Source organism: Clostridium sp. 1001271B_151109_B4 (assembly GCF_015670405.1).
Classification (GTDB): domain Bacteria; phylum Bacillota; class Clostridia; order Clostridiales; family Clostridiaceae; genus Clostridium.
Genome location: NZ_JADPBQ010000006.1, coordinates 92681 through 117863 on the forward strand (window position 1 = coordinate 92681; position 25183 = coordinate 117863).

The window sequence follows — 25183 nt, forward strand, 5'->3', positions numbered from 1 at the left end:
ATTAATATTGTTTTATGTTTAATTCAGATTTTAATACATGAAGTTTATGGATTAGTAAGAATTAAATGTGAAAATAATTAATTAATAAATAAATTGTATAAATGTATAATGAAACAAATAAGAGGGTTAGAAGGAAATAAATATTAATCGTTATGAGTGAAGGTTTTAATATTGAAAGTTGAAAGTTCTTTAAATAATTCAAAAATCATAGTTTTAATTTCCTTATCTACATGTTTTGCAGAATCCCATATAAGAGGAAGATTTTTCTTCCAATCATGAAAAATTTCAATAAAACTTTCAGATTTAGTACAAGTAAAAATATCAAATAAGCCATCAATAAATAATTTTCTCTTTTTATCATCAATATTTTTTAACCATTGATGTAACGTATCACAAGTATATTTAGAACCATGAGAAATCTTTTCTAAATAAATAAAATTGGAATCTTTTATTTCCCAGGAAAAAGGATCATGTTGTCCTATGCCTCCAATCTTATTACTTTTTATTACATGATAATCTTCATGATTTTCTAGAAGCATTCCTATAAGTGAAGAATATGGCAATGTTTTACTTATCTTATCTTGCACTTTAATAAAAGCATCGCTTTTTATAATCTCTTCTCGGAAACCAGGACCATCATGGCTATAGATTTTTTTTATACGAGGTGAGGCTTCAAAATCACAGAACATAGAAGCATAAACAGCAATATTTCCACCTTTAGAATGACCTCCTACATAAAAATCATGAGGAATTAGTTTTGAAACTTTATTTATGTAACCAACACCTTCTAATTGTGAAGGAACTGGAGTAGTAAAGGCCATATTAAAATCTTCTTTCCATCCAACAACACTACGGTCGGTACCGCGAAAGGCTATATAAGCTAAATTTTCATTTAAAATAAATGTTGTTGCAGAAAATTGTTTTTCAAAAATAGGATCTGTTTTTGATATATGATAATTAATTTTTATATCTCTAAATCTAGGATTAGAGCAAAGATAAAAAAGTAAATCTTTAGTTTGATCTGCAAACGGAATAGTATCAAACATCTTAGGAAAAAACTCTGCTCGTAGTAAGTCCTTAAATGTTACGGGAGGACTATCACTATCTATGGAACCTACTAATTCATCTAGTACTATGTAGCTTATTTGAGAAAGGATTAATGAATCTACATCATTAAATTCTTTTACATTTATGGTATTTAACTCAGTTTTAGCATAATCGATAATATTTTTCATCTTAAACTCCAATTACAAAAAAATATAATTATTTAATATTTTTTTAATTATTAATTTATAAAAAAGTATTCTTAATGTTTCTAATATGTACCTTTATAGGCTATTTTATAGGAGAAAATTACATTTAGAAACTATATATGAATAAGTAGTTAGATTTTTTATTAAATAATAAAAGGGTTTAATGGTATTATAGCAATATGAAAAGAAAGCTAATAATGTATAATCATATATCGGTTATTAAAGACGTAAAATAGTCTAAACGCTTATTTTACGTCTTTTTTATTATAAAAATTTTTAAATGTTTATTGATAAATTAAACAATCGAATTTGAGGGGGGAGAATTATGTATGATTTAGGAATTAAAAATGGAACAGTTTATTTAAATGGAGAATTTTTAAATTGCAATATTTATATAAAGAATGCTGTTATTACTAATATTACAAATGAAGATTTAAAGTGTAAAGTAGAAGAAAATGCTTCTGGAAAGCTAGTGCTTCCAGGTTTTATTGATCCTCATGTTCATTTTAGCTTAGGAGTAGGAAGTAATATATCTAGTGATGATTTCTATACTGGTTCAATTAAAGGCGTTCTTGGAGGAGTTACAACATATATTGATTTTTTAGATCCAATAAAAAGTGTAGAAGAAGTTGAAGAAGCATATAAAAATAGAATGAAATTAGCAGAAAAGAGTGTAAGTGATTATACTTTTCATACAACTATTGCAAATCCTAAAAGTTCTCCAGAAGAAATAATAAAAGCAGGTATTGAAAAGGGGATTACATCTATAAAGTTATTTACAACATATGCGGATACGGATAGAAGAACATATGACAAATACATATATGATTTATTAAAGCTATCCAAAAAGTACAACATTAGAATTGTTATTCATGCAGAAAATGATGAATTAGTAAGTGATAGCAAAAAAGTAAAAGTTGAAGATCATGAAGTTTCAAGGCCAGTAGTTAGTGAAGTAACAGAAGTTTTAAAGCTTGCAGAAATGGCAAGGGAAACTGGGGGATTATTATATATTGTTCATGTTAGCTGTGGAACTAGTATAAAAAGGTTGAAGGAGTGCTTTCCTAAGGAGTTAGAATCAAAACAAATTATATTAGAAAGTTGTCCACATTACTATTTATTTAATAGTGCTATATATAAAGGTGAAGAAGGATACTTATATCTTATGACACCACCATTAAGGCCTGAAGAGGAAAGAAAATTATTATATGAACAAATAGATTCTATAACAACAATTGGAACAGATCATTGTCCATTTGCAAATGAATTAAAAAATAAAAAATATACAAGTGAAATTGCCATGGGGGTAGGAGGAATCCAATATTCTTTTCAAAATATGTATACAGAGTTTGGAAGAAAAATTATTTCAAAATTTACAGATGGACCAGCAAAGGTATATGGATTGTATCCCAAAAAGGGAAGTTTAATGGTTGGTTCATATGCTGATATTGTTATTTATGATGAAAATATAAAGGAAATTATAAATGACTCTGAGAGTATTTATGATGGCAAAACAATGCAGGGGAAAATTGAGAAGGTATTTTTAAGAGGTAAGCTAATATCTGAGAAAGGAAAGTTTTTAGAAAGTAAAGGCTCTTATTTGAAAAGAAGAGGAACAAGCTTCTTTGGTGATAATAGTAGGTTATAGAAAGTGTTGATAATTAATTGTAAATTACAATATTAAAATCAGGAGAAGGTAATGGTAAAGTGCAGAAAGGAATAAACTAAAGTAAGGAAGAAGGTGGGGGGAAAGTATGAGTGATAAAATGACACCAATATCATTTGAAGAACTTTTAAATCAAGCTATTAAAGAATATAAAAAAGAAAAAACTATATATTATGTACCAGTATCAAAGGAACGAATTAAAAGTCCAATAGGTCCAGCGGCAGGACCACATACGCAATTAGCTCAAAATATATTAGCAGCATATGCAGGTGGTGCAAATCACTTTGAATTAAAAACAGTTCAAGTATTAGAAGGTAAAGAACTAGGTATTTTAAAACCTTGTATTTATGTTGAAGGAGAAGCTTACAATATTGAATGGTCTACAGAATTAACTGTACAAGAGGCTTTAGAAGAATATATAAAAGCATGGTTTTTACTTAAGCTAATTTCAAAAGAATTTAATTTTAATGATGAAGATGATTTTATTTTTTATATGAGTGTGGGATATAACTTAGAAGGAATTAAATCAAAGAAAATAGATAACTTTATTGAGGGTTTAAAAGATGCTTCAAAAACTGAGGTATGGAAAGAATGCAAAAAGTATTCCCTTGAAAATTTAGAGCTATTTGAAAATATTACGTCAGAATATATTGAAAGTATAACACCTAACATTTGTAATACTATAACCTTGTCTACAATGCATGGGTGTTTGCCAGAAGAAATTGAAAAAATAGCAGAGTATTTATTAAATGAGAAAAACCTAAATGTGTATATAAAGTGCAATCCAACATTAGTGGGATATGATAAAGCAAAGGAAATATTAAAGGGACTTGGATATGATTATGTTGTTTTATCGAAAGAAGCCTTTAATCATGATATTTCTTTTAAGGAGTTAACTGATATTATTAGAAGATTAATTAAAATTGCAGAAAATAAAAACTTAGTTTTTGGAGTTAAATTAACTAATACATTTCCAGTTAAGATTACAAGAAATGAATTACAGGGAAATGATATGTATATGTCTGGTCCACCACTTTATCCATTTTCAATAAATGTTGCAGCTATGATAGCAAGAGAATTTAATGGTGATTTACCAATTTCATATTCTGGTGGAGCAGATGTAAATAACATAAAAGATATTTTAGACACCGGAATTTATCCAGTTACAGTTTCAACTTTGTTATTAAAGCAAGGTGGATATAAAAATATTACAAGATTAAACGAAAAATGCAAGGATTATAAGAGAGATAAGGTTGCAAAGATAAATATAGAAAAATTAGAAGCACTTGCAGCTAAATCAATTTCAGATGTTAATTACTCAAAAAGTACTAAAAAGAAGGCTGAAATTAAAGGTGTAGATTATAGCGAGTTTTGCTCAAAGTGCAAAAATTGTGTTGATGTCTGTCCTAATAGGAGTAATAAGTTAGTTAATGTGGATGGTAAGAAATATACGATTCATATTGATGACTTATGTAACGAATGTGGAAATTGTGCTTTGTTTTGCATTTATAATCATAGTCCATATAAAGAAAAGTTTACTATATTTAGTTCAAAGGAAAATTTCGATAATAGTAAAAATAATGGAGTTTATTTAGATAAAGATATGTTTTTAAGAACTAATAAAAGAGAGGTTTCTAGAGAAGAGGCTAATGAGTATACGAAGATTTATAAAGCAACAAGGAGAGAGATTTAATGAGTTTTGAAATAGTAAAGTATGAGAGAAAAAAAGAAAAGGTTTCTGTTAAACATTTAGGATTAGAGACTGCAAAAAAAGTACAAAGATTTCACTCAAGCTTTCCAATTTATAAAAAAACACCTTTAGTAGAATTAAATAATTTAGCAAAGGAATTAAAGGTTAAAAATATTTATGTTAAGGATGAATCATATCGTTTTGGTTTAAATGCCTTTAAGGTTCTTGGAGGAAGCTTTGCTATTGGAAATTATATAGCTAAAAAGTTAGGAGAAGATATTGAAAATATGCCGTATGAAAGAATGATTTCTAAAGAAGTAAGAGAAAAGTTAGGGGATTTAACTTTCATTTCAGCTACAGATGGGAATCATGGGAGAGGAGTGGCTTGGACAGCTAATCAATTAAAGCAAAAATGTGTGATTTATATGCCAAAGGGAAGTGCAAAAGAAAGATTAGATAATATTCGTGCTGAAGGAGCAGAAGCTGAAATTACAGAATTTAATTATGATGATGCAGTTAGATATTCTAATAATTTAGCAGAAAAAAATGGATGGGTAATGGTTCAAGATACTGCTTGGGATGGATATGAAGATATTCCAACTTGGATTATGCAAGGATATACTACAATGGCTTATGAAGCTTATGAACAATTAAATGGAGTAAAGCCAACGCATATTTTTGTACAAGCAGGAGTAGGATCTTTTGCAGCAGCAGTACAAGGCTTTTATGGTGATGTTTATGGTGAAGACAGACCAATTACAACAATAGTAGAACCAAATGAAGCAGCTTGTATTTTTAAAACTGCTGAAGCTAATGATGGTAAAATTCACCCTGTTACAGGAGAAATGAAAACTATTATGGCAGGGCTTGCTTGTGGTGAGCCAACAACGGTAGGGTGGAGAATTTTAAAAGATTATGCTGATAACTTTATATCTTGTCCAGACTATGTAGCAGCACAAGGAATGAGGATTTTAGGAAATCCATTAAAAGGTGATGAAAAAATAATTTCTGGTGAAAGTGGAGCTTCGAGCTTTGGATTTGTAAGTGAAGTCTTAAGAAATAAAGATTTAGAGTGGCTTAAAAAGGAATTAAAGATAGATGAAAATTCAGTTATTTTATTTTTTAATAGCGAAGGCGACACAGATAAAGAAAATTATAGAAAAATAGTATGGGATGGAGAATATACAAGATAAGGAATAATAAAAAAATGATAAAAAATAAAAGTGCTGTAAAGCTTGATATTTCAAGTTTTATAGCACTTTTCCTATATCCTTATAATACCACAAAATAGCGAAAATTTCAAGTCTAGTACTTGTGTAGCAACAGTAGTAAGCTATATGAGAGGTGATAGGAATGAGTGAGAACTTTGCTTTAACTATTCAAAATATGAAGAAAAAACAATTAGCAATGGAAATAAAAAAGTGTAATGAAGTCACAATGAAATATGGAGTTACATTGTCAGATATACAAATTGAAAATTTAATTAATAAAAGATTTGAAAGTTTAAAGGGTACAGGAAGAGTAGAGTTTGGAGATGGTATTTTAAAAGAGTTAATTGAGGCATTTTGTGATTCGCCTTATATTATTCAGGAAAACTATGAAGAAACACTAGAAGAGTTGCAAGATATTTTTTATTTTTTTAAGGGAGAAGCTATGGATCAAATAGCTGATGATGAATTAATAGAATTTATGAAAGAGTATTTTAATGGTGAGTGTCAAGGCTCAATAGAGTACTTAAGCGGAACAAATCTTGAGGAGTTGTGCCGTGATACGAGATATGGATTAAATAGAGAAAGATAAAATAACTTAAGGTTATAAAAGGAGATATTATGGCGGAAAATAATTCTTATTTAGAGTTTTTAAATAATTCAAACCTAGCTAATATAAGCAATGAAGAAAAAGAAATCATGCAAATAAAGCTTTGGACTTTATTAGGAAAGGTTACAGAGAGATATACTATGGGAGATAGTTCGTCAGTTCCAGTTGAAATTGCTGAAGAACTTTTAAAGTCTATTACTTTTTTATTAAATAAGGAAATGAAGAATTCACAAAGTATAGTAAAATTATTTGAAAGTGAAAGCCTAGAAAGTGCATGGAAGGACTCTTGGGCAACAATAGAAAAGGATATAGCAAAAGGTAAAGAGTTGCTAGAAGAGGTAATGAAAACATCAACTGGCATAGAAAATATATCATATGAGGATACTGTAGTGGAAATTGAAAAGGGTATCAAAGTTTATGATTATAGATTTTTTGCACATGAAATACCTTGTAGTATAGATTATCAGCTTTCCAATGCTGTAAGTGAGGATTTACAAGGAATAGATTTCATTAATGAATATCTTACAAGATTATTATTTGAAAATAAGTTTTGTAATAACTTTGAGAAAGAAAAAATAATAGAAATTTTAAAAAGCTATTGCAAAGATTATAAAGGATTATTAATAAATATATTTGAGCCAGTACTTACAAATGTCATAGGGTTAGATTTAGTAGAAGCAGATATATTTAAATTAGAAATAAAAAGTTATGAAAGAGAAGTAGTATTATATACCTTTAAAAATATGACTATAAAAGAAATAGAAGAGGAACTTATAAAATCAGCAAATAGTGTATGTAATAAATTAAAAATAGTTAGTGATTTTGAAATTAATTATGTGAAAATGACAGCTTTAAATTTACTTCCTAGAATTGAAGAAGGCATTAAAAATAATAATTTAGAAAATATATTTTTAAGTTATAAAATAGAAGAAGATAAGTCTGAAGATATCTTTGTAGATAATAAAGCTATGGATGATGAAAGATTAAGAAAGTTAATAGACGAAATAAGAGTTTGTAGATTTACTAAGGATAAGATTGCAATTATTCATAATGAAGTTAAAAGCTTAGAGGATTTAGTAGAAATTTTAAATAATTGTATTTGGGAAGATGAAGTAGAGGAATTAGTTAATAGTCTTAGTAAAGAGGAAATAAGAGCATTGAAATATTATTTGAATAATAAATTAAATGATAATATTTCAAATACAGGTTGGGAGCAGAAGTTTATTGAAGTTATAAGTAGATTTTGAGTTGATAATGATAAGGTTTAGAGATAGTAATTTAAATATCTTGCTTATTTTGAAGCATACTATTTTTAAGTAGTGATAATTAAGGAGGATACTATCATGAATATAAAAATGGTATGTAGTGTAGATAATGAAACTAAAGAAGTACAACTGCCTATAGAAGAGGAAGAACTTTTAAAGATTCAAGGGCAAGTTTTAGATAGAGATACAAAGGGTTATATTGAAGGGGCAGATATAAATTATTATGATGAGCAAGGAAATAAGATAGAAAATATATTTTTATTAAATAAACAATTACAAAATGGTATTAGATAATTTGAAAAATATTTTGATATATTTTGAATAAAGAAATAAAATGTATAATTTATATTTTATTGATTAATTTCAAAATATAAGTTATTATGGTAAAGAATAAAATGGATATAAGTTGCGAAAGCATTAATAGGTAATTCGGTGAAAAGCCGAAACGGTCCCGCCACTGTAACAGGGAGTTTATAAACATATAATGCCACTGGAGAAAATCTGGGAAGGAGTTTATAAATAATGATCTGGAGTCAGGAGAACTGCTTATATCTTTAAGATGTTACTCACGGCAGATGAGAACTCTTAAAATAAGCGATTATTATGAACTATGTAATAGGGAATTATTACATGGTTATTTTGTTGTGATTTTAAGAGGAAGATAGTCTGTAATGGCTATCTTTTTTTGGCGTTAATAACAAAAATTTATTAAAGAAAAAAGGAGGAGAAATGACTAAAAAACAATTATTTAAAAGAATTATTCAAGTATTCATTGTTTTATTTGGAATTAGTTTTTTCACATTTGGATTAACTTATCTGTCACCTGGAGATCCAGCAGAAATAATGTTAACAGAATGTGGAAATATTCCTACGCCAGAATTACTTGAGCAAACAAGACATGAGTTAGGTTTGGATAAGCCATTTTTAGCTCAATATTGGAATTGGTTAAAGGGTGTGTTCAAAGGTGATATGGGAATGTCTTATTCTATGAAGGTTCCTGTAATAAATAAATTAGTATCATGTTTAATACCAACATTAAAATTATCAATTGCAGCTCTTATTATTATGATTTTAATATCAATTCCACTTGGGGTAATTTCAGCAGTTTATAAAGGGCGATTTATTGATTATTTAATAAGAGGTATTACCTTTTTAGGAGTATCAATACCAAGTTTTTGGATAGGATTGATATTATTAAGTTTTTTTGGGGTTAAATTAAGGTGGGTGACAGTATCAGGAGGAAGCACTGATTTTAAATCATTAATTTTACCTGCAGTTACATTAGCTATTGCTATGGCATCTAAATATACAAGACAGGTTAGAATTGCTGTCTTAGAGGAACTGAATCAAGACTATGTAATGGGCGCAAGAATGAGGGGGATAAAAGAAAGCACAATACTTTGGAAAAATGTAATACCTAATGCAATGATTCCCTTAATAACATTATTGGGGTTATCAATAGGAAGCCTTCTTGGAGGAACAGCAGTTGTTGAAATAATTTATAATTGGCCTGGGTTAGGGAATATGGCTGTAAGAGCAATTTCTTGTAGGGATTATCCTTTAGTACAGGGATATGTATTATGGATTGCAATGATTTATATGGTAATCAATTTAATAGTTGATATTTCTTATAATTTATTAGACCCAAGATTAAAGGGGCGTGAGTAACTTGAAGACATTAAGATTTTTTAATAAGCACAAACAGTTTACGCTTTTTCTTATCTTAGCATTTGTAATTTTAGGAATTGCTATCTTTGCACCATGGATAGCTACAAAAGACCCTTATTTAGCAGTAATGTCAGATTCGTTAATGCCACCTGGGGGTGAATATATTTTAGGAACGGACAAGCTTGGGAGAGATGTCTTTTCAAGAATTATATATGGAACACGTACATCATTGACAATGACACTTTGTGTTGTATTAGTAATTTTTATAGTAGGTACAACTCTTGGAATTTTAGCAGGATTTTTTGGTGGAGTAATAGATGAAATTATAATGAGATTCTCTGATATGATGGTTTCTTTCCCGGGATTAGTACTTGCAATTGCAATTGCAGGTTTACTAGGACCAAGTATGGTAAATGCAATAATAGCAATTACTGCAGTTAGTTGGACAAAATATGCTAGATTAGCTAGAAGTTTAGTAATTAAAATTAAAAATAGTCAATATATAGAAGCAGCATATGTTATTGGGACTAAAAAAAGAAATATAATAACTAGATATATAGTACCTAATATTCTATCTACTATGATTGTAACAGCTGCTACAGATATAGCAACTATGATGCTTGAGCTTGCTGCATTATCATTTTTAGGGTTTGGCGCACAAGCACCAACACCAGAATGGGGATTAATGCTAAATGAAGGTCGTACTTATTTAGCGAAAGCACCTTGGTTAATGATTTATCCAGGTATAGCAATTATGATTGTAGTTGTAGTGTTCAATATGCTAGGGGATAGTATTAGAGATATTTGGGATCCAAAGGAAAAATAACAAATTAAATATTAGGGGAGAAAAATTAATGATTAAGATTTTTAGTAAGAAAAGTATAAGTATTATGGCAATGATAATATTTGTTATATCAATATTAACTGGTTGCGGTTCTAATAATAGTGATAATGCAAATAGTTATAAAGAAAATTCAAGTAATAGCAAAGAAATTACTGTAGCAGTAACTAGTTTTGCTGATACATTGGAGCCAACAGAACAGTATTTTAGTTGGGTTGTTTCAAGATATGGAGTTGGAGAAACTTTAATTAGATTTGATGAAAATGGTGAATTAGAACCTTGTCTTGCGGAAAATTGGGAAGTAAGTGAAGATGGATTAACTTGGAGTTTGAAAATACGTGAAAATGTTAAATTTTCTAATGGTGATGATATGACAGTAGAGCTAGTTAAAGCTTCTCTAGAAAGAACTTTTGAATTAAGTAATCGTGCGATATCTTTTTTTGAACCAGAATCTATTATAGTAGATGGTCAAATATTAAAAATTACAACAAAAGAGCCAGTTGCAAACTTAGCTGGAAGTTTAGCAGACCCACTTTTTTTAATTGTAAATACAAACGTTGATACTGATTCATTTGCAATGAAAGGGCCTATTTGTACAGGACCTTATGCAGTACAAACATTTAATCCAACTCAATACTGTGAAGTAGTTAAAAATGAATATTATTGGGATGGGGAAGTTCCATTAGATAAAGTAACTTTTAAATGTATTGATGATCAAACAACACGTTCTATGGCACTTCAAACAGGTGAAGTAGAAATAGCGTATAATTTAAAAACTGAAAATTTAATTGATTTTGAAAATAATGATGAATTTGAAATACAAGAGCTAGATTCTTTACGTACAACATATTCATTTATGAAGCAAAATGGTTTCTTAAAAGATAAAGCTCTTCGTCAAGCTATAATACGTGCACTTGATAAAGAAACATATTGTAATATTTTATTAGAAGGAGGAGCAAGTGCTGGTAAAACCCCAGTTCCACCAACACTAGATTTTGGCTTTGATGAATTAAATGATGAAAATTCATATGATGTTGAAGGTGCAAAACAATTATTGTTAAATGGTGGATATATTGATATTGATGGAGATGGTTTTGTAGAAACTCCTAATGGTGAAAAACTTGAATTAAATTTTGTTATATATACAAGTAGGGAAGAATTAAATGTATATGCGCAAGCAACTCAAGCAAGTTTAAAAGAAGTAGGTATTAATGTTAAGCTTAATACTGTAAGTTATGAAACATTGCTTGATATGAGAGATTCAGGAAATTTTGATATGCTAATTTGGAATGTATTAGTTGCAAATACAGGAGATCCAGAAAAGTATTTAAGAGAAAATTGGTATAGTACATCTACATCGAATCAAACTAGGTATAGTAATCCGGAAGTAGATAAGTTATTAGATGAATTATCTACAACATTTGATGATAATAAAAGAAAAGAGTTAATTATTGATATTCAGCAATTAATTATGGATGATGCAGCAACAATTTTCTTTGGATATGAAACAACATATTTAATATCTTCTAAGAAAGTAACTGGCGTAACAATGTATCCTATGGATTATTATTGGCTTACAAAAGATATTAAGTTAGTAGAATAAAGGAGATTAATATGCTAAAAATAGAGAATTTATCTATAAACTACGATAACAATAAAAAGGTTGCAGTAGATAAATTTAATCTTTCAATGGAAAAGGGAGAGATTATAAGTATAGTCGGTGAGAGTGGGAGTGGAAAAAGTACTGTTATTAAGTCAATATTAGGAGTATTATCTGCTTCTGGTGAAATAAGTGGAGGAAAAATAATATTTGAGGGTGAATCACTTATAGGAAAAGCAAAAGAGGACTTAAGAAAATTAAGAGGAACTAAAATTTCAATGATTTTTCAAGAGTGTGCTGGAACATTAAATCCAATAAGGAAAATAGGAAAGCAGTATGTAGAATATATACGCAATCATTCACAAATGAATAAAAAAGAGGCATGGAATCTTGCAGTTAATATGTTAGAAAAAATGAGACTTCCTGACGGAGAAAATATAATGAACAGTTATCCTTATCAATTAAGTGGAGGAATGTGTCAAAGAGTAGGTATTGCTATTGCAATGACTTTCAAACCAGTTTTACTATTAGCAGATGAGCCAACAAGTGCATTAGATCTAACTAATCAAGCCCAAATTGTAAGGCAAATGATGGAGTTAAGAAGAGAATATAATACATCTATTATATTAGTTACACATAATATTGGGATAGCTACATATATGGCAGATAAAATAATTGTTATGAAGGATGGTAAGGTTATGGATTATGGTACAAAAGAAGATTTGTTATATAATTCTAAAAGTGATTATACTAAAGAATTACTAAATTCAATACCTGAAATGGAAGGAGAAAGTTTTGTTTAATAAATGCGATGTAATATTAGAGGTGAATAATATTTCTAAACAATTCAAAGCTTCTAGAAATAGAATGTTAACGGCTTGCGATGATATAAACCTTCAAGTTTTAAAGGGAAAAACACTAGGGATAGTTGGGGAAAGTGGTTGCGGAAAGTCTACTCTAGCAAGAATATTAATTCAATTAGAAAATCCTACTTGTGGTGAAATTATTTTTGAAGGGAAAAATATTTTGTTTTTTAATAAAAAAGAAAAAAGGAATAATCGCAAAAAAATACAGATGGTCTTTCAGGATCCATTGGCATCTTTTAATCCTAAGATGAAAATAATTGATATTTTAACGGAACCACTTTTAAACTTTGGAATGATTAGTAAAAAAGATAAAGAAGAAAAAGCACTTAAACTTCTTGAAATGGTAGAACTTTCATCAGAAATATTATATAGATATCCACATAATTTAAGTGGAGGACAAAGACAGCGTATTGGTATTGCAAGGGCTTTATCTCTTGAGCCAGAAATATTAATTTGTGATGAATCTACATCTGCACTTGATGTTTCTGTTCAAAATAAAATTATTAAATTGTTAGTTAAATTACAGAAAGAAAAAGGAATAAGCATAATATTTATATGTCATGATATTGCTTTAATAAAAGCTTTTTCACATCAAATTGCAGTTATGTATTTAGGAAATATAGTTGAGAAAATACCGAGTGACCAAGTTGGGAAGAATTCGCTTCATCCATATACTAACATGTTATTAGAATCATTATTTTCAATTAATATGGATAAAAATAAAGAAATAAAAGCTATTGAAGGTGAAATAGTTAGTGCAATTGATATTAAAGAAGGTTGTGCATTTGCAAGACGATGTAAGTATTGTAAAGAAATATGTAAGATAGAAAAACCTAAATTGAAAGAAATTACTCAGAATCATGAAGTTGCATGTCATTTATTTTAGAATTAGTAGTTGCTGTTTAATATGTAAATAAAATTCACTAAAACATAAAAATTAATCTCTCAAATAGAAATTATTTGTGAGATTAATTTTTATAATATTATATGGAGATATGTTTTAAATTAATATACTATAATTAGTGATTAAAATAAGTTATAAAAGAGGAGAAAATTTAATGGATATGACAAAAGGTAGCATAGGAAAAAGTCTTATTTTATTTGCTATACCGTTATTACTATCAAGTATTATTCAGCAAATGTACAATACTGTAGATTTACTTTTTGTTGGAAATATATTAGGTAAGAATGCGGCAGCTGCTGTAGGAGCAAGTTCTATGCTTATTACATGCATTATAGGATTTTTTTCAGGAATCGCAGTAGGAACAAATGTAATATTGGCAAGAATATTTGGTACAGGAGATAAAAATAAATTTAAAAATGGAATGCATACAGCAGTAACTATAGCTTTGATTGGTGGAGTTGTGCTCACATTTGTAGGTATAATAGGTTCAGAATTCTTCTTAAAGTTAATGAATACACCAGATGAAATAATGAATTCAGCACTTGAATATATTAGAATTTATTTCATTTCTATACCATCTATGCTTACATATAATATGGCATCTGGAATTATTAGAGCATCAGGAAATTCACGTATCCCGATGATTTCACAATTTATAGGAGGGCTAACAAATATAGTTGCAAATACACTATTTGTTCTAATATTAGGATTAGGGATAAAAGGTGCTGCCTGGGCAACATTTTTCTCACAAACTACAGCAGCTATTTTAGTAATGCTATATATAATTAAAGATAAAAGAGATTTTAATTTAAATTTAAGGGATTTAAAGGTAGACAATAGAATACTTTCACAAATTGCAATTGTTGGAATTCCGGCTGGAGTACAGACATTAGTAATATCGTTATCTAATGTAGTAGCTCAATCATATATTAATTCGCTTGATATAGATTCTATAGCGGCATTCACGGCATATTTTAAAGTTGAATTATTTTTATATTATCCGATACTTGCAATGGGACAAGCAATTATGACATTTACTGGCCAGAATATTGGGGCAAATAAAATTTTACGAGTAAAAAAAGGAACAAAATTATGTATTATATTTGGAATTATATTAACATTTATAAACTCAAGATTATTATTATGGAGTGGGGAAACCTGGTTTGGATTATTTAATAATGATAATATTGTTATAAATAAGGGGATAGAAATAATATCAATAACTTTCCCATTTTATTTCTTATATGTTATTTTAGAAGTTTTATCAGCTTCTATTAGAGGTATGGGAAAATCAATTCAGCCTATGATAATAATTTTAGTGAATATATGTCTTCTTAGAGTAATTTTATTATACTTTATTGTACCGTCAATGAATAGTATTAGGGGAGTAGCAATTACTTATCCAATTACATGGTTAACTACATCAATATGCATGGTCATACTTTACAATAGAAATAAATATATTAACATAATTTAAAGATGAGGAGGATTATTTTATGGAATGCAAGATAAGCATTAGAAATATAGGTATAGAAGAAGTACCTATTGCTCAAGAGTTCTTATTTAAAATGATAAGAAAATTATTTAACTATGATATAGACCCAATGTATCATAATGATATTATAAATATGCAAGAATTTTATATAAATGAAAAAAGAAATACTATTATAGGGGCTTTTGATAGAGAAAATAATTTAGTTGGAACCATAGCTGTAAAACCATTTATCGATAGGTTTGACGTTATAAAGGGAAGGTACAAGCAGGATACAACAGCAGAAATAGGAAGATGCTATATAAATCAAGATTTAAGAAGGCAAGGAGTAGGGACTCTTTTATTCGACAGTATAGTTCAGTTTTGTAAAGAAAATGGTTATGAGGATATATACTTACATACTCATAGACATCTTCCAGGTGGATTTGATTTTTGGATAAAGAAAGGTTTTTTTATTATAGTAGAAGAAGATAATGAAGAGAAAACAGTTCATATGGTGAAAGGAATTTAAAAAATAAAATAATAGGCTATGCTATAGTATGAATATATAACCAATTAGATGAAAATTCATTAGAGAAACAATGAGATATTATAACAAATAGATATCCGTACCGTATTATTCAAAAATGAATATGCGGTATTTTTTTATTAATCAATAAAAAAATAAGCTTTAAAATTTGAATAGTATGATATTTACAAAATATGTTACAATTTATTTATATAGAGTATTAAATTATAATTTATAGTGGAGATAAGCAGTGATTATAAGAAGATATGAAACATCATATTGCAAGGAATTAGTGGAACTATTTTATAATACATATGAGCAAGGTAAGGTATTTGAATTTTTGAAGAATGTATTGATGTCAAATGTAATTAGTAACTCTGTAAATGAAGAAATCGCTGAAAATAGATTTAATAAGGGAAAATGTTGCCTTTTTTGCAATCATGACAAAATATCTATTTGAACGTATGGGATTTAAACAAGAAAAAATTGGAGTTTCAGTTGCTATTACGGTTATTTTTACTAGTATTTTTTGTGCAAATAAAATTATTACTCAAATAAAAAGCTTAAAGATATTAAAGAGTAATTTATTAAAATATTAGTAGAAATATAAAATTTGAGAAGTAAAGAATGAATAAATTTTATAAAAAGATAACCTTGCAATAGATTAACGAATAATATGAAAGAATTATTCGTTAAATTTGAAGTATTAAATAATACCAAAGTAATAAAAAGAGCACTTTATTGTGCTCTAGGGTCAATAAAAACCTCTCCATTTCCAACTATGACTATCCTATAAGCAGGCTTAAGTGGAATTAAGTCATATCTATTTGAATTAGGTTCTAAGCGGATACTTTGAATTATAAGTTGATTTTCGTCATAAAGGGTTAAGAAAACAGCATTTTCTGATGAAACGTTCTGTACAAAATAAGTTTCATTTTCTGAAAAGTTAAAATCAGATGATTTATAAACGCCTTCTTTAAAGATATTTTTAGTAAATGCAGGTATTGAAATAAATGTAGTAGATATTAATCCAATTAAAATCAGAAATATAGAAATATATTTTTTCATAAAATAATCTCCTTTCAAGATTATTATGTGTAATACAAATGAGAATATTCAAGTTTAGAGTAGTGGATGGTAAGAATTAAAAAAGTTAAGGTTTTAATAGTGAAGAAAAAAGGATTTATAGAAGAGTTGATATACAAAATATGGTATAATTGAGCTATAGATAAAATAAAAGGGGAAACGAGAGAGTACAATGAGGTTGAATGTTGAACAAAGAAGAATAATTGAAAACAAACCTAATGGGCATGTACTAGTTAAAGGGGTAGCAGGTTCAGGAAAAACTACGGTAGCAGTACACAAAATACCATTTTTATTAAAAGATTATACTTATGAAAAAGATGATAAAATCCTTGTTATTACATATAACAAATCATTAATAAATTATATTAAATATATATATGAAGAAATAGAAAGAAATAAAGAAAATGAACAATTAACATTAGGAATATATGAAAGTGGAGATGAGGACAAGCTATATATAGAAACTATTGATAATATGATGTTTAAGTATTTTACTTCATATATTAAAGAGGAAAAGCTAGAAAAATTAAGAGTTGCTACTGAAAAGCAAATAAATAAAGCTATGGTAGATGCAATAGATGTAGTAAAAAAAGAGTATGAAAAAGTAAACGTATTAGATAGAAAGAATCTTACCTTTATTATAGAAGAAATAAGGTGGATGAAATCCTGTAATTATATAGACATTGAAGAATATCAAACAATTGATAGAATAGGAAGAATATCAAATAATAATGTGGAATCAACACATAAATTAAGAAAGAATTCTAAGATAAGAAAAGCTATTTTTGAAGTAATGATTCAATATAATGATAACTTAGAAAAAGAAAAGTTAGTTGATCTTCAAGATGTTGCATTAATGGCATTAAAGCAATCAAAAAAGGAAGTTGGAGAAAAATACACTCATATTATAGTTGATGAAACACAAGATTTAACAAGAGTACAATTAGAGTTTATTAAAACATTATATATGAATAGAAGCTATTCTAGTATGTTATTTGTTTCAGATACAGCACAAAGCATTTATCCAGAAGCTTGGCTTGTAAAGGGAAGAAGCTTTACTAGTATAGGGCTTGATATGACAGGGAAATCTACATCACTATCAAAGAGTTATAGAACAACAATGCAAATAGCATATGCAGCATATAGTTTAATTGAAGATGATAAAAATATCCTTGAGGATGATAATTTTGTAAAACCATCATTAATTGATAAACAAGGGGTTTATCCAGTATATAGAGGATTTAAAAATAAAGTATCAGAAGCAGAATATATTGCTGAAACAATAGAAAATGAGCTAAAAAATAAGTATGACTATAAAGATATTGCAATAATAAGTAAGTTTAAAAATCAGCTTAAGGATATTAAGATTTTCTTAGAAAAAAATAATATTCCTTATAGAGAGCTAAAAAGTAATGAAGAATTAGATTTTAATGAAGATTGTGTAAAACTTCTTACTATGCATTGTGCTAAGGGGTTACAGTTTAAGGCTGTTATAATAGCTGGACTTAATGATAAGATTATACCTTCAAGAGATTTTGCAAATGAATTTGAAGATAGTGATTTTATTGAATCTATAGATAGAAGATTATTATATGTAGGAATGACTAGAGCTACAGAAGAATTATTTTTAAGTAGTTATGGAAATCCATCTAAATTTATTAAAGATATAAGCTGTAAGTATTTAAGAATTAATTCTAAGTGTAATTTTAGAAAATTACATAGGATTGATATTGATGAGTATTTATTTACTTATAAGATTGACGATATTTATAAAAATGAAGAAATCACTAGACAATGGATTATTAATGAACTTATGAAGAGATATGGATATCCTAGGGAGTTAATAGATGTTGAAGTTAAAGTTAATATAGAGGTTAAGGCTGAATTAGTTGATATTGTTGTATATATTTATGAAAATAAAGATAAAGTACCATTTATCTTTATTAAGAGTAATAAATTAGGGACAGGAACAGATAATGAAATTAATCATCTTAAGATGTGTATGAATATTTTTGATACTGTTAAATATGGAATTGTTACTGATGGAAATGAAATTATAATTATTAATGATGATTTTAAAGAAGTTGATGATATTCCTTCTTTTAATAAGAGAATGATTAGTAGTGTAGATTTAGTATAAATAATATATTAAAAGTAGCCTCAATAATATATGTAATCCAATAAAAATGTATAGATGGTACTAAGTTAAATATATAGGAATTTTATTAAGGTATTTTGAATATATAATATGGAATTAATAAATAGTTTATTAGGAGAGAATTATGAAGGAGACAGTAAGAGTAACCAAATGGGTTGCAGGAGGAATTGAAGCTTTATTAGGAATTCCAGTAATAGGTGCAAGTATAATAATAGGATTAGTGTGGGTACCATTAGCAGCTATGCTAGCATTCCATATTGTAAATTTAGTATTATCAAAAAAAGAAGACTTGCCTATAACAGGTAGTATTTTAGGTATTGTAGGTAATGCACTTGGATGGATACCATTTTTAGGAATGATTATGCATATTTTAACAGCTGTATTTGTAATGATGGAAGCTTATAAAACTAAAGTTGAGTAATATTGAGGGTAAAGAAAGAACCGTAGTTAGCGCTAGGGTTCTTTATTATAATGTTGATGATAATTTAGATTATGAAAAAACCTTATTAAAGGAGTGGGGAGTAAGTAATTTAGAACTTGTTGAAGTTAAAGATAAAGAAAAAATCTTTTATAGAATATGCCTATGATTTTGATGGGATAGTTATTTAATATCAAGAAATGACTAAAGATATTATAGAAAATCTTCCTAATTTAAAAATTATTTCACTTCAAAGTATTGGATACAATAACGTAGATATAAAATCAGCAACAGAAAATAATTTACGTGTAACTAATGTTCCAGGATTTTGTACAGAATGAGGAGCTGAAAATAAAATTTTGAATGGATGAAAAGTAAATATACAAGCAGTTATAAAGAAAGTTTTATAACTGCTTGTATATTTTTCGTTATTGATTTCTAATGCTATGATAACATAATAAAAATTATTTATATATTTTATATTTTAATATGTTGACGTATAACATATATTTAGTACATTACTTAATAATATGAAAACAACTTATAAAGATTTAATATTAATTATAAAAATATATAATAATAAGGAAAAATATGATATAATTTAAGAAGAAAATATGAAAAAATTAAGCTATATAGTTATTTAATAGGGAAAAATGTTGAAAAATAGGAAAATAGAATGGATAGATAATGAAAGGTAAAAAGTAATGAAAACAGAAATTATAAAGTTAGCAGATGTAATTAATACAATACTTCAGAGTCTAGTGATAGTTTTGATTCCCAATTTTTGTACTAAATATAAGAATAGTAAGTTAAGGCTCGGATTTTTAATAGTAGCTTTTTGGTTTATTATTACTTTAACAACATATTTGGTAGGGAATTCAAGTTTAGGGACAATTCTCACTCATGTGGCATTAATGTTTATGGGGATTATTGTATTTAAAAAAGATTCATTAGGAGCAACTACTTCTATATCTATAGTGTATTTATTTATAATTATTAATACACTTATTATGTCTAATTTATTTTTATATTTTAAACATGTAATTCCAGTTGAGAATTTAGAATTGGCATATGTAATGATTATATATATACCACATTTTATAATGGATATTTTTATATTGTTAAGAAAAGATTTAATTTATAGAATTTACTTGTTTGTTAGAAGTAAAAACTTATCTATGATATCATTAATAATAACTACTGTAGTAGTTGATTTTATAATATCTTATAAATTTATAATATATGATTTAGACAATCCAATATTTAAGAATATCATATTTGCGATGACAGGATTATTTATTATAGCGATTATATTATATTTTGCAGGTGTTGAAAAGAAGGCAAAAGAAATTATGTTATTGAATAAAGCATTAGAAGAAAAAATAAATGATTTAAAGAAAGTAAAACATGATTATGGTGCTCAAATTTCATATTTATATGGAATGTGTCTTATGGAAAAATACGATAAGCTTGGAAATTCTTTAAAGTCAATAATAGATGGACATAATAATATTGTATCTGAGGTTGAGATATCTAATAATGATTCAATTATTTCTATGATAGTTAATGGTATAAAACATAAAGGTATTAATGTTTTTGTTGACGAACAAGCCTCATTGGAAGATGTCAATGTATCTGAAATGGAGATACAAAGGGTTATTTCAAATATATTAAATAACTCTGTTACAGCTATGAATGAAAAAGGTCTTATTACAATTAGAACTTATTATAATCTTAATAGTGTTGTTATTAAAATACAAAATAATGGACCTAAAATTGAAGATAAAATAATAGATAGAATTTTTGAAATTGGATTTACTACAAAAGAAGATAATAATGGGGAACATGGACTTGGACTAGCTATCGTTAAGGAGATAGTAGAAAGAAATAATGGAAAAGTATCAGTTTCTAGTAGTGATTCAATTACAGAATTTGTAATAAAGATACCTGTAAAGATTAGTGTATAAAATTTAATTGAAATAGAAAGAAGCCGTATTCAGATTAAATTATTAAATTTAATGTGAATACGGCTTGTTTTATAATATATAAATTTGACAAATAAAAATGGAGAAAAATTTGAAGAGAGAGCTGTATCAGATTGAATTTATTAGTTTGATATGGTATAGTTTCTTATAAAACTAATCTTAATGTGAAGGTGCAATTTATAACTGATTTTAGAAATATAAAACTATAACAAGGTAGAGAACAATATTTTTAACTGTTTTCTACCTTTTATTTTTAATATTTCTTTATATATATTGTGTAAATAAATACCCAAATACATATATTTTTGTTAAACTACCTATAGTGAGAAAATGTATGTAGTATAAGCTGAGATTTTAGAGTAAGATGGAATTTCAACTCAATCTAAGAGTTAGAATTTGTTATAACATAAGGGGAGTTACTCTTGGAGTGATATCTGCTTATATCTTATTCTTAAAGAAATGGAAGTATTATAATGACTAGGTATAAGATAAAGAATTAAGATTCATAAAATATAACAAAGTAATTTATAAAGGAATGATGGGATGAGCTCAATTAAGTGTACACTAAGAAAAGAAACAAAAAATGAAATAGCTAAATACATAGATAATGAATTTATTAATGAAACAATAAAAGAAATTGTTAAATATATAAAAGAAGTTAATAAAGTTCAAATAGATGATTCAAATTACAATAAGTATGATATAAATTCTAAAGTTGATTTAATAGATAATGGATCGTTTAATATTTATGATTATACATATGTGAAAGATTTTTTATATGAAGTATCATGGGAAGGTTCATATATTCAGGACTTAAAAGAAATTGAAGAAAATGATGATGATACACCAGTATATAAGTATGAACCAAAGGATATTGCTACTGTTATATATGAAAAAGTAGCAACTATAATGGAGCAAAAAAAAGGCGAATTATATAAAAGATTTAAAAGTAAATATAATGATGAATTCATATGGAATAGTGTTAGGTGGTATAAGAGAACTAGAGATGGAAAAGTATATTATGATTTAGATTTAGAAGAATTAAATGATGATAAAAAGAGAAGCATAGAAGAAAAAATAAAAGTAGAAATAGGAAATGGATTTAAAACAAGATGGGGAGCAGCAGTTGCAGTTAAGGTAGCACCATTAGAAGAAAAACTTTTATTAGATATTTATGATAAAGGCTGTGCAGCACTTGGAATTGCTAATGATTGTTATACAGAAATTGTAGAAGAAGATAAAAGTCATGATGAAGAAAAATTAATAAAGCTTATGGTGGAAAGCTGTGAAGAGGCAAGTTCATCAACAAAAGGAATAAATAGACTTAAAGTTAAGGTTGTTAATTCAATTGATAAAAGGTTAGATAATCTTATTAATGTGAATATTTATAAAACAAAAGAACATATGAGTTTATTTTTAGAAGATGCTAAAAATATGGTTTTTGGATATTATAAAAGTGTTAATTTACCAGGTTTTAGAAGAAATCTTATATCTAAAGAAGGTAAAATTCATGAAATAATAAAAAGAATTGCAGTAGTTGAAAACATCCTTTATAAGAGTTATTTAAAAGAAAATAAAAAAGCACCATCTATTGATGACATGTTAGAATTTAAGGAATGTATTCCTTGGATATGTATAAAAGGTTTAGTATGGACATCAGAAAATATATATATTAAAAATAAAGCAAAAGATGAAATTCAAGAAGTAATTTTAGATAATCCAATATATGAATATAAAGAAACTAGAGAGATGAAAAGACACTTTTATCTTCATGTTGGTGAAACTAATACAGGAAAGACACATGCAAGTATTGAAAGACTTATGGAAGCAGAAACTGGTGTTTATTTAGCTCCATTAAGATTATTAGCTCTTGAAATTCAAGATAAGCTTAATTCTGAAAATATATCTTGTTCTTTATTAACAGGAGAAGAAGAAGATATTATTTCATATGCAGGACATGTATCATCAACAATTGAAAAGCTACAGCTTGGAACGCCTTATGACATATGTGTTATAGATGAAGCTCAAATGATTGCAGATAAACAAAGAGGATGGGCATGGACAAGGGCCATAATAGGTGTAATGGCTCCAGAAGTTCATATATGTATGGCACCAGAAGCAAAAGATGTAATAATTAAGTTAATAAAAGATTGTAATGATACATATGAAGTTGTGGAACATAAAAGAGATACAGAGCTTATTTTTGAAGATAAAAAGTTTGATTTAAATAAAGATGTTAAGCCAGGAGATGCACTTGTTGTATTTGGTAAAAAGAAGGCGCTTGCAGTTTCAGCACAGCTTCTTAATAACAATATAAAAACAAGCATAATTTATGGATCATTACCATATTCCACAAGAAAGAAGCAATTTGAAAGATTTTTAGATGGAGAAACAGAAGTAATAGTTTGTACAGATGCTATAGGAATGGGAGTAAATCTTCCTATAAAACGTATTGTATTTTTAGAAACAAGAAAATATGATGGTGTATCTTTAAGAAAATTAAATGTTTCTGAAATAAAACAAATAGCAGGAAGAGCAGGAAGAAGAGGAATTTATGATACAGGATATGTTGCTACTATGAGCGATCCTAGTTTAATAAAGGGTGCTTTAACTGCAAAAACAAAGAAAATTGAAAAATGCTATATAGGAATACCAGATTCTCTTCTTGAAATAAATATAGATCTTGTAGATGCATTAAAAACATGGAGTGTAATGTCTGTAAAAGGGTATTATGAAAAATCAGATGTAACAACAATAATTTATCTTTTAAATAGATTAAAGAAGCTTAATATAAAGGCTTCAAAAGAAGACCTTTTAAAAATGGCAACAATACCCTTTGAAGAAAATAATAAGGCAGTATGTGCATTATGGGAAGAATACTGCATGATGTATAGCTCTGGAGCAGTAAACTTAAAGAAGCCAATCCTTAAGAAAAATGTAAGTTCAAAAAAGGAGCTTGATGAGCTTGAGTGTTATTATAAGTCATTAGAATTAAATTATTCTTTTGGTAAGAATTTTAATATGATGATAAATAATAGATATATTGCAATGGAAAAGGAAGATACAGCAAATAGAATAAATGAACTTCTTTTAACTAATCTATTAGATCATGAAAGAGTTTGTATAAACTGTGGTAAAAAGCTATCTTGGGATTATCCAAGTGAAAGATGTAGAGCTTGTAAGGAATTGATGAATGAAGGTAAGGACTTTAGATATAAGAGAATATTTAGGGGAAATAGAAGAAGAGGAAGAAGGTAAATGTTAAATATTATTCAATGGAGTAGTAGCAGAACCTTCAGCACTTGCACCTACTATACCACATGAACTTTTTGCAGCATTTAAAATGATGTTTGTAATAATTACACCAGCGCTTATTACTGGAGCATTATCAGGAAGAATGAAATTTTCAGTATTATTCATATGTAGAGCAGCTTTATAATTATAATAAAATCTAAATATTGAATATATTTCATATTTATATAAAATCCGTTTTATTAATGCAAATCATTGAATAATAACCATATATTATATATAATAAAAATATAAGGACTGGACAATCTTATTAAATAATTTTTCTATACATAAGAGTTTACAGGAGGCAATAAGATGATTATTGATGGAAACCAAAAAGAAAAGGATGCTATGGAAGCATTTAGAAGAGGAGATCGAAAAGAAGGATTAAGATTACAAGAAGAATTTGCCTCTGCTTTTCGTGAAGAATATAAGGACAAAGATCATTGCTCATGTAAAAAAGCATGTCGTTACCATGGAAACTGTAAGGAATGTGTAGCAATTCATAGAGCACATATGGAGCATGTACCAAATTGTATGAGACCATTAATCAATAATAAGATAAGGATTCTTTCTGAACTAACTGAGCATACAATTGCAAATGAAATAGAAGCCCCAAAAGAAATTTTAAGAAAAGAATAAACTATAATTAAATATTAATTTAAGAAAAATAC

Annotated in this window: 22 protein-coding genes, 2 pseudogenes and 1 riboswitch; of the genes and pseudogenes, 22 read left to right on the plus strand and 2 right to left on the minus strand. The window is 27.4% G+C overall.

Annotated elements, in window-relative coordinates; translation table 11 throughout:
• Positions 1–143: 143 nt before the first annotated feature.
• On the minus strand, positions 144–1235 hold the full coding sequence (locus tag I4V63_RS06070) for an Mbeg1-like protein (protein ID WP_196000397.1): 1092 nt from the start codon (positions 1233–1235) through the stop codon (positions 144–146).
• A gap of 343 nt (positions 1236–1578) precedes the next feature.
• On the opposite strand from I4V63_RS06070, the gene I4V63_RS06075 reads away from it, so the two are divergent.
• The 14 genes and pseudogenes from I4V63_RS06075 to I4V63_RS06140 all read left to right on the plus strand — a co-directional run.
• Positions 1579–2901, plus strand: a complete 1323-nt coding sequence (locus tag I4V63_RS06075; RefSeq protein WP_196000398.1) for an amidohydrolase family protein — start codon at positions 1579–1581, stop codon at positions 2899–2901.
• A gap of 106 nt (positions 2902–3007) precedes the next feature.
• Positions 3008–4612, plus strand: a complete 1605-nt coding sequence (locus tag I4V63_RS06080; RefSeq protein WP_196000399.1) for a selenate reductase — start codon at positions 3008–3010, stop codon at positions 4610–4612.
• The gene (gene dpaL / locus I4V63_RS06085; protein ID WP_196000400.1) at positions 4612–5802 is read left to right on the plus strand and encodes a diaminopropionate ammonia-lyase; all 1191 of its coding nucleotides are present in this window, start codon (positions 4612–4614) and stop codon (positions 5800–5802) included. The genes I4V63_RS06080 and dpaL overlap by 1 nt, the downstream gene beginning before the upstream one ends.
• Before the next feature lie 160 nt (positions 5803–5962).
• Positions 5963–6409, plus strand: coding sequence for a DUF6323 family protein (locus tag I4V63_RS06090; protein ID WP_196000401.1), 447 nt, complete (start codon positions 5963–5965; stop codon positions 6407–6409).
• A 29-nt stretch (positions 6410–6438) separates the two neighbouring features.
• Positions 6439–7674, plus strand: a complete 1236-nt coding sequence (locus tag I4V63_RS06095; RefSeq protein WP_196000402.1) for a DUF6179 domain-containing protein — start codon at positions 6439–6441, stop codon at positions 7672–7674.
• 96 nt (positions 7675–7770) lie between these two features.
• Entirely contained in the window at positions 7771–7986 is a 216-nt protein-coding gene (locus I4V63_RS06100) for a hypothetical protein (RefSeq protein WP_196000403.1), read from the plus strand.
• 92 nt (positions 7987–8078) lie between these two features.
• Positions 8079–8257: riboswitch (cobalamin riboswitch) on the plus strand.
• A gap of 164 nt (positions 8258–8421) precedes the next feature.
• A complete protein-coding gene (nikB, locus tag I4V63_RS06105) occupies positions 8422–9360 on the plus strand; it encodes a nickel ABC transporter permease (protein ID WP_196000404.1) in 939 nt (312 codons plus the stop codon).
• A gap of 1 nt (position 9361) precedes the next feature.
• The gene (gene nikC, locus I4V63_RS06110) at positions 9362–10186 is read left to right on the plus strand and encodes a nickel transporter permease (RefSeq protein WP_196000405.1); all 825 of its coding nucleotides are present in this window, start codon (positions 9362–9364) and stop codon (positions 10184–10186) included.
• Positions 10187–10214: 28 nt separating this feature from the next.
• Positions 10215–11804: an ABC transporter substrate-binding protein gene (locus I4V63_RS06115; protein ID WP_207746509.1), complete on the plus strand. Its 1590-nt coding sequence runs from the start codon at positions 10215–10217 to the stop codon at positions 11802–11804.
• 11 nt (positions 11805–11815) lie between these two features.
• Positions 11816–12604 carry an ABC transporter ATP-binding protein gene (locus I4V63_RS06120; protein ID WP_196000406.1) on the plus strand — a complete coding sequence of 263 codons (789 nt, stop codon included), beginning with the start codon at positions 11816–11818 and terminating at the stop codon, positions 12602–12604.
• Entirely contained in the window at positions 12597–13553 is a 957-nt protein-coding gene (locus tag I4V63_RS06125; RefSeq protein ID WP_207746510.1) for an ABC transporter ATP-binding protein, read from the plus strand. Before I4V63_RS06120 ends, I4V63_RS06125 begins: the two co-directional genes overlap by 8 nt.
• 172 nt (positions 13554–13725) lie before the next feature.
• A complete protein-coding gene (locus tag I4V63_RS06130) occupies positions 13726–15048 on the plus strand; it encodes an MATE family efflux transporter (RefSeq protein WP_196000407.1) in 1323 nt (440 codons plus the stop codon).
• 19 nt (positions 15049–15067) lie between these two features.
• On the plus strand, positions 15068–15574 hold the full coding sequence (locus I4V63_RS06135; RefSeq protein WP_196000408.1) for a GNAT family N-acetyltransferase: 507 nt from the start codon (positions 15068–15070) through the stop codon (positions 15572–15574).
• A gap of 253 nt (positions 15575–15827) precedes the next feature.
• Positions 15828–16025, plus strand: a pseudogene (locus I4V63_RS06140) (hypothetical protein); the annotation flags it as partial.
• A 284-nt stretch (positions 16026–16309) separates the two neighbouring features.
• Here I4V63_RS06140 and I4V63_RS06145 read toward each other — a convergent pair.
• Positions 16310–16639 carry a hypothetical protein gene (locus tag I4V63_RS06145; protein WP_196000409.1) on the minus strand — a complete coding sequence of 110 codons (330 nt, stop codon included), beginning with the start codon at positions 16637–16639 and terminating at the stop codon, positions 16310–16312.
• 190 nt (positions 16640–16829) lie between these two features.
• On the opposite strand from I4V63_RS06145, the gene I4V63_RS06150 reads away from it, so the two are divergent.
• From I4V63_RS06150 to I4V63_RS06180, 8 genes and pseudogenes are all read left to right on the plus strand, one after another.
• A complete protein-coding gene (locus I4V63_RS06150) occupies positions 16830–18797 on the plus strand; it encodes a UvrD-helicase domain-containing protein (protein ID WP_196000410.1) in 1968 nt (655 codons plus the stop codon).
• 142 nt (positions 18798–18939) lie between these two features.
• Positions 18940–19236, plus strand: a complete 297-nt coding sequence (locus I4V63_RS06155) for a hypothetical protein (protein ID WP_196000411.1) — start codon at positions 18940–18942, stop codon at positions 19234–19236.
• Positions 19229–19402, plus strand: coding sequence for a hypothetical protein (locus tag I4V63_RS15615; RefSeq protein ID WP_243280460.1), 174 nt, complete (start codon positions 19229–19231; stop codon positions 19400–19402). The genes I4V63_RS06155 and I4V63_RS15615 overlap by 8 nt, the downstream gene beginning before the upstream one ends.
• Positions 19403–19433: 31 nt before the next feature.
• Entirely contained in the window at positions 19434–19574 is a 141-nt protein-coding gene (locus I4V63_RS15620) for a hypothetical protein (RefSeq protein ID WP_243280461.1), read from the plus strand.
• A 363-nt stretch (positions 19575–19937) separates the two neighbouring features.
• Positions 19938–21200, plus strand: a complete 1263-nt coding sequence (locus I4V63_RS06165) for an ATP-binding protein (RefSeq protein WP_207746511.1) — start codon at positions 19938–19940, stop codon at positions 21198–21200.
• A gap of 561 nt (positions 21201–21761) precedes the next feature.
• Positions 21762–24476, plus strand: a complete 2715-nt coding sequence (locus I4V63_RS06170; protein ID WP_196000412.1) for a DEAD/DEAH box helicase — start codon at positions 21762–21764, stop codon at positions 24474–24476.
• Positions 24477–24486: 10 nt separating this feature from the next.
• Positions 24487–24639, plus strand: a pseudogene (locus I4V63_RS06175) (ammonia permease); the annotation flags it as partial.
• 185 nt (positions 24640–24824) lie between these two features.
• Positions 24825–25151, plus strand: a complete 327-nt coding sequence (locus I4V63_RS06180; RefSeq protein WP_196000413.1) for an LPS biosynthesis protein — start codon at positions 24825–24827, stop codon at positions 25149–25151.
• Positions 25152–25183 lie beyond the last annotated feature (32 nt).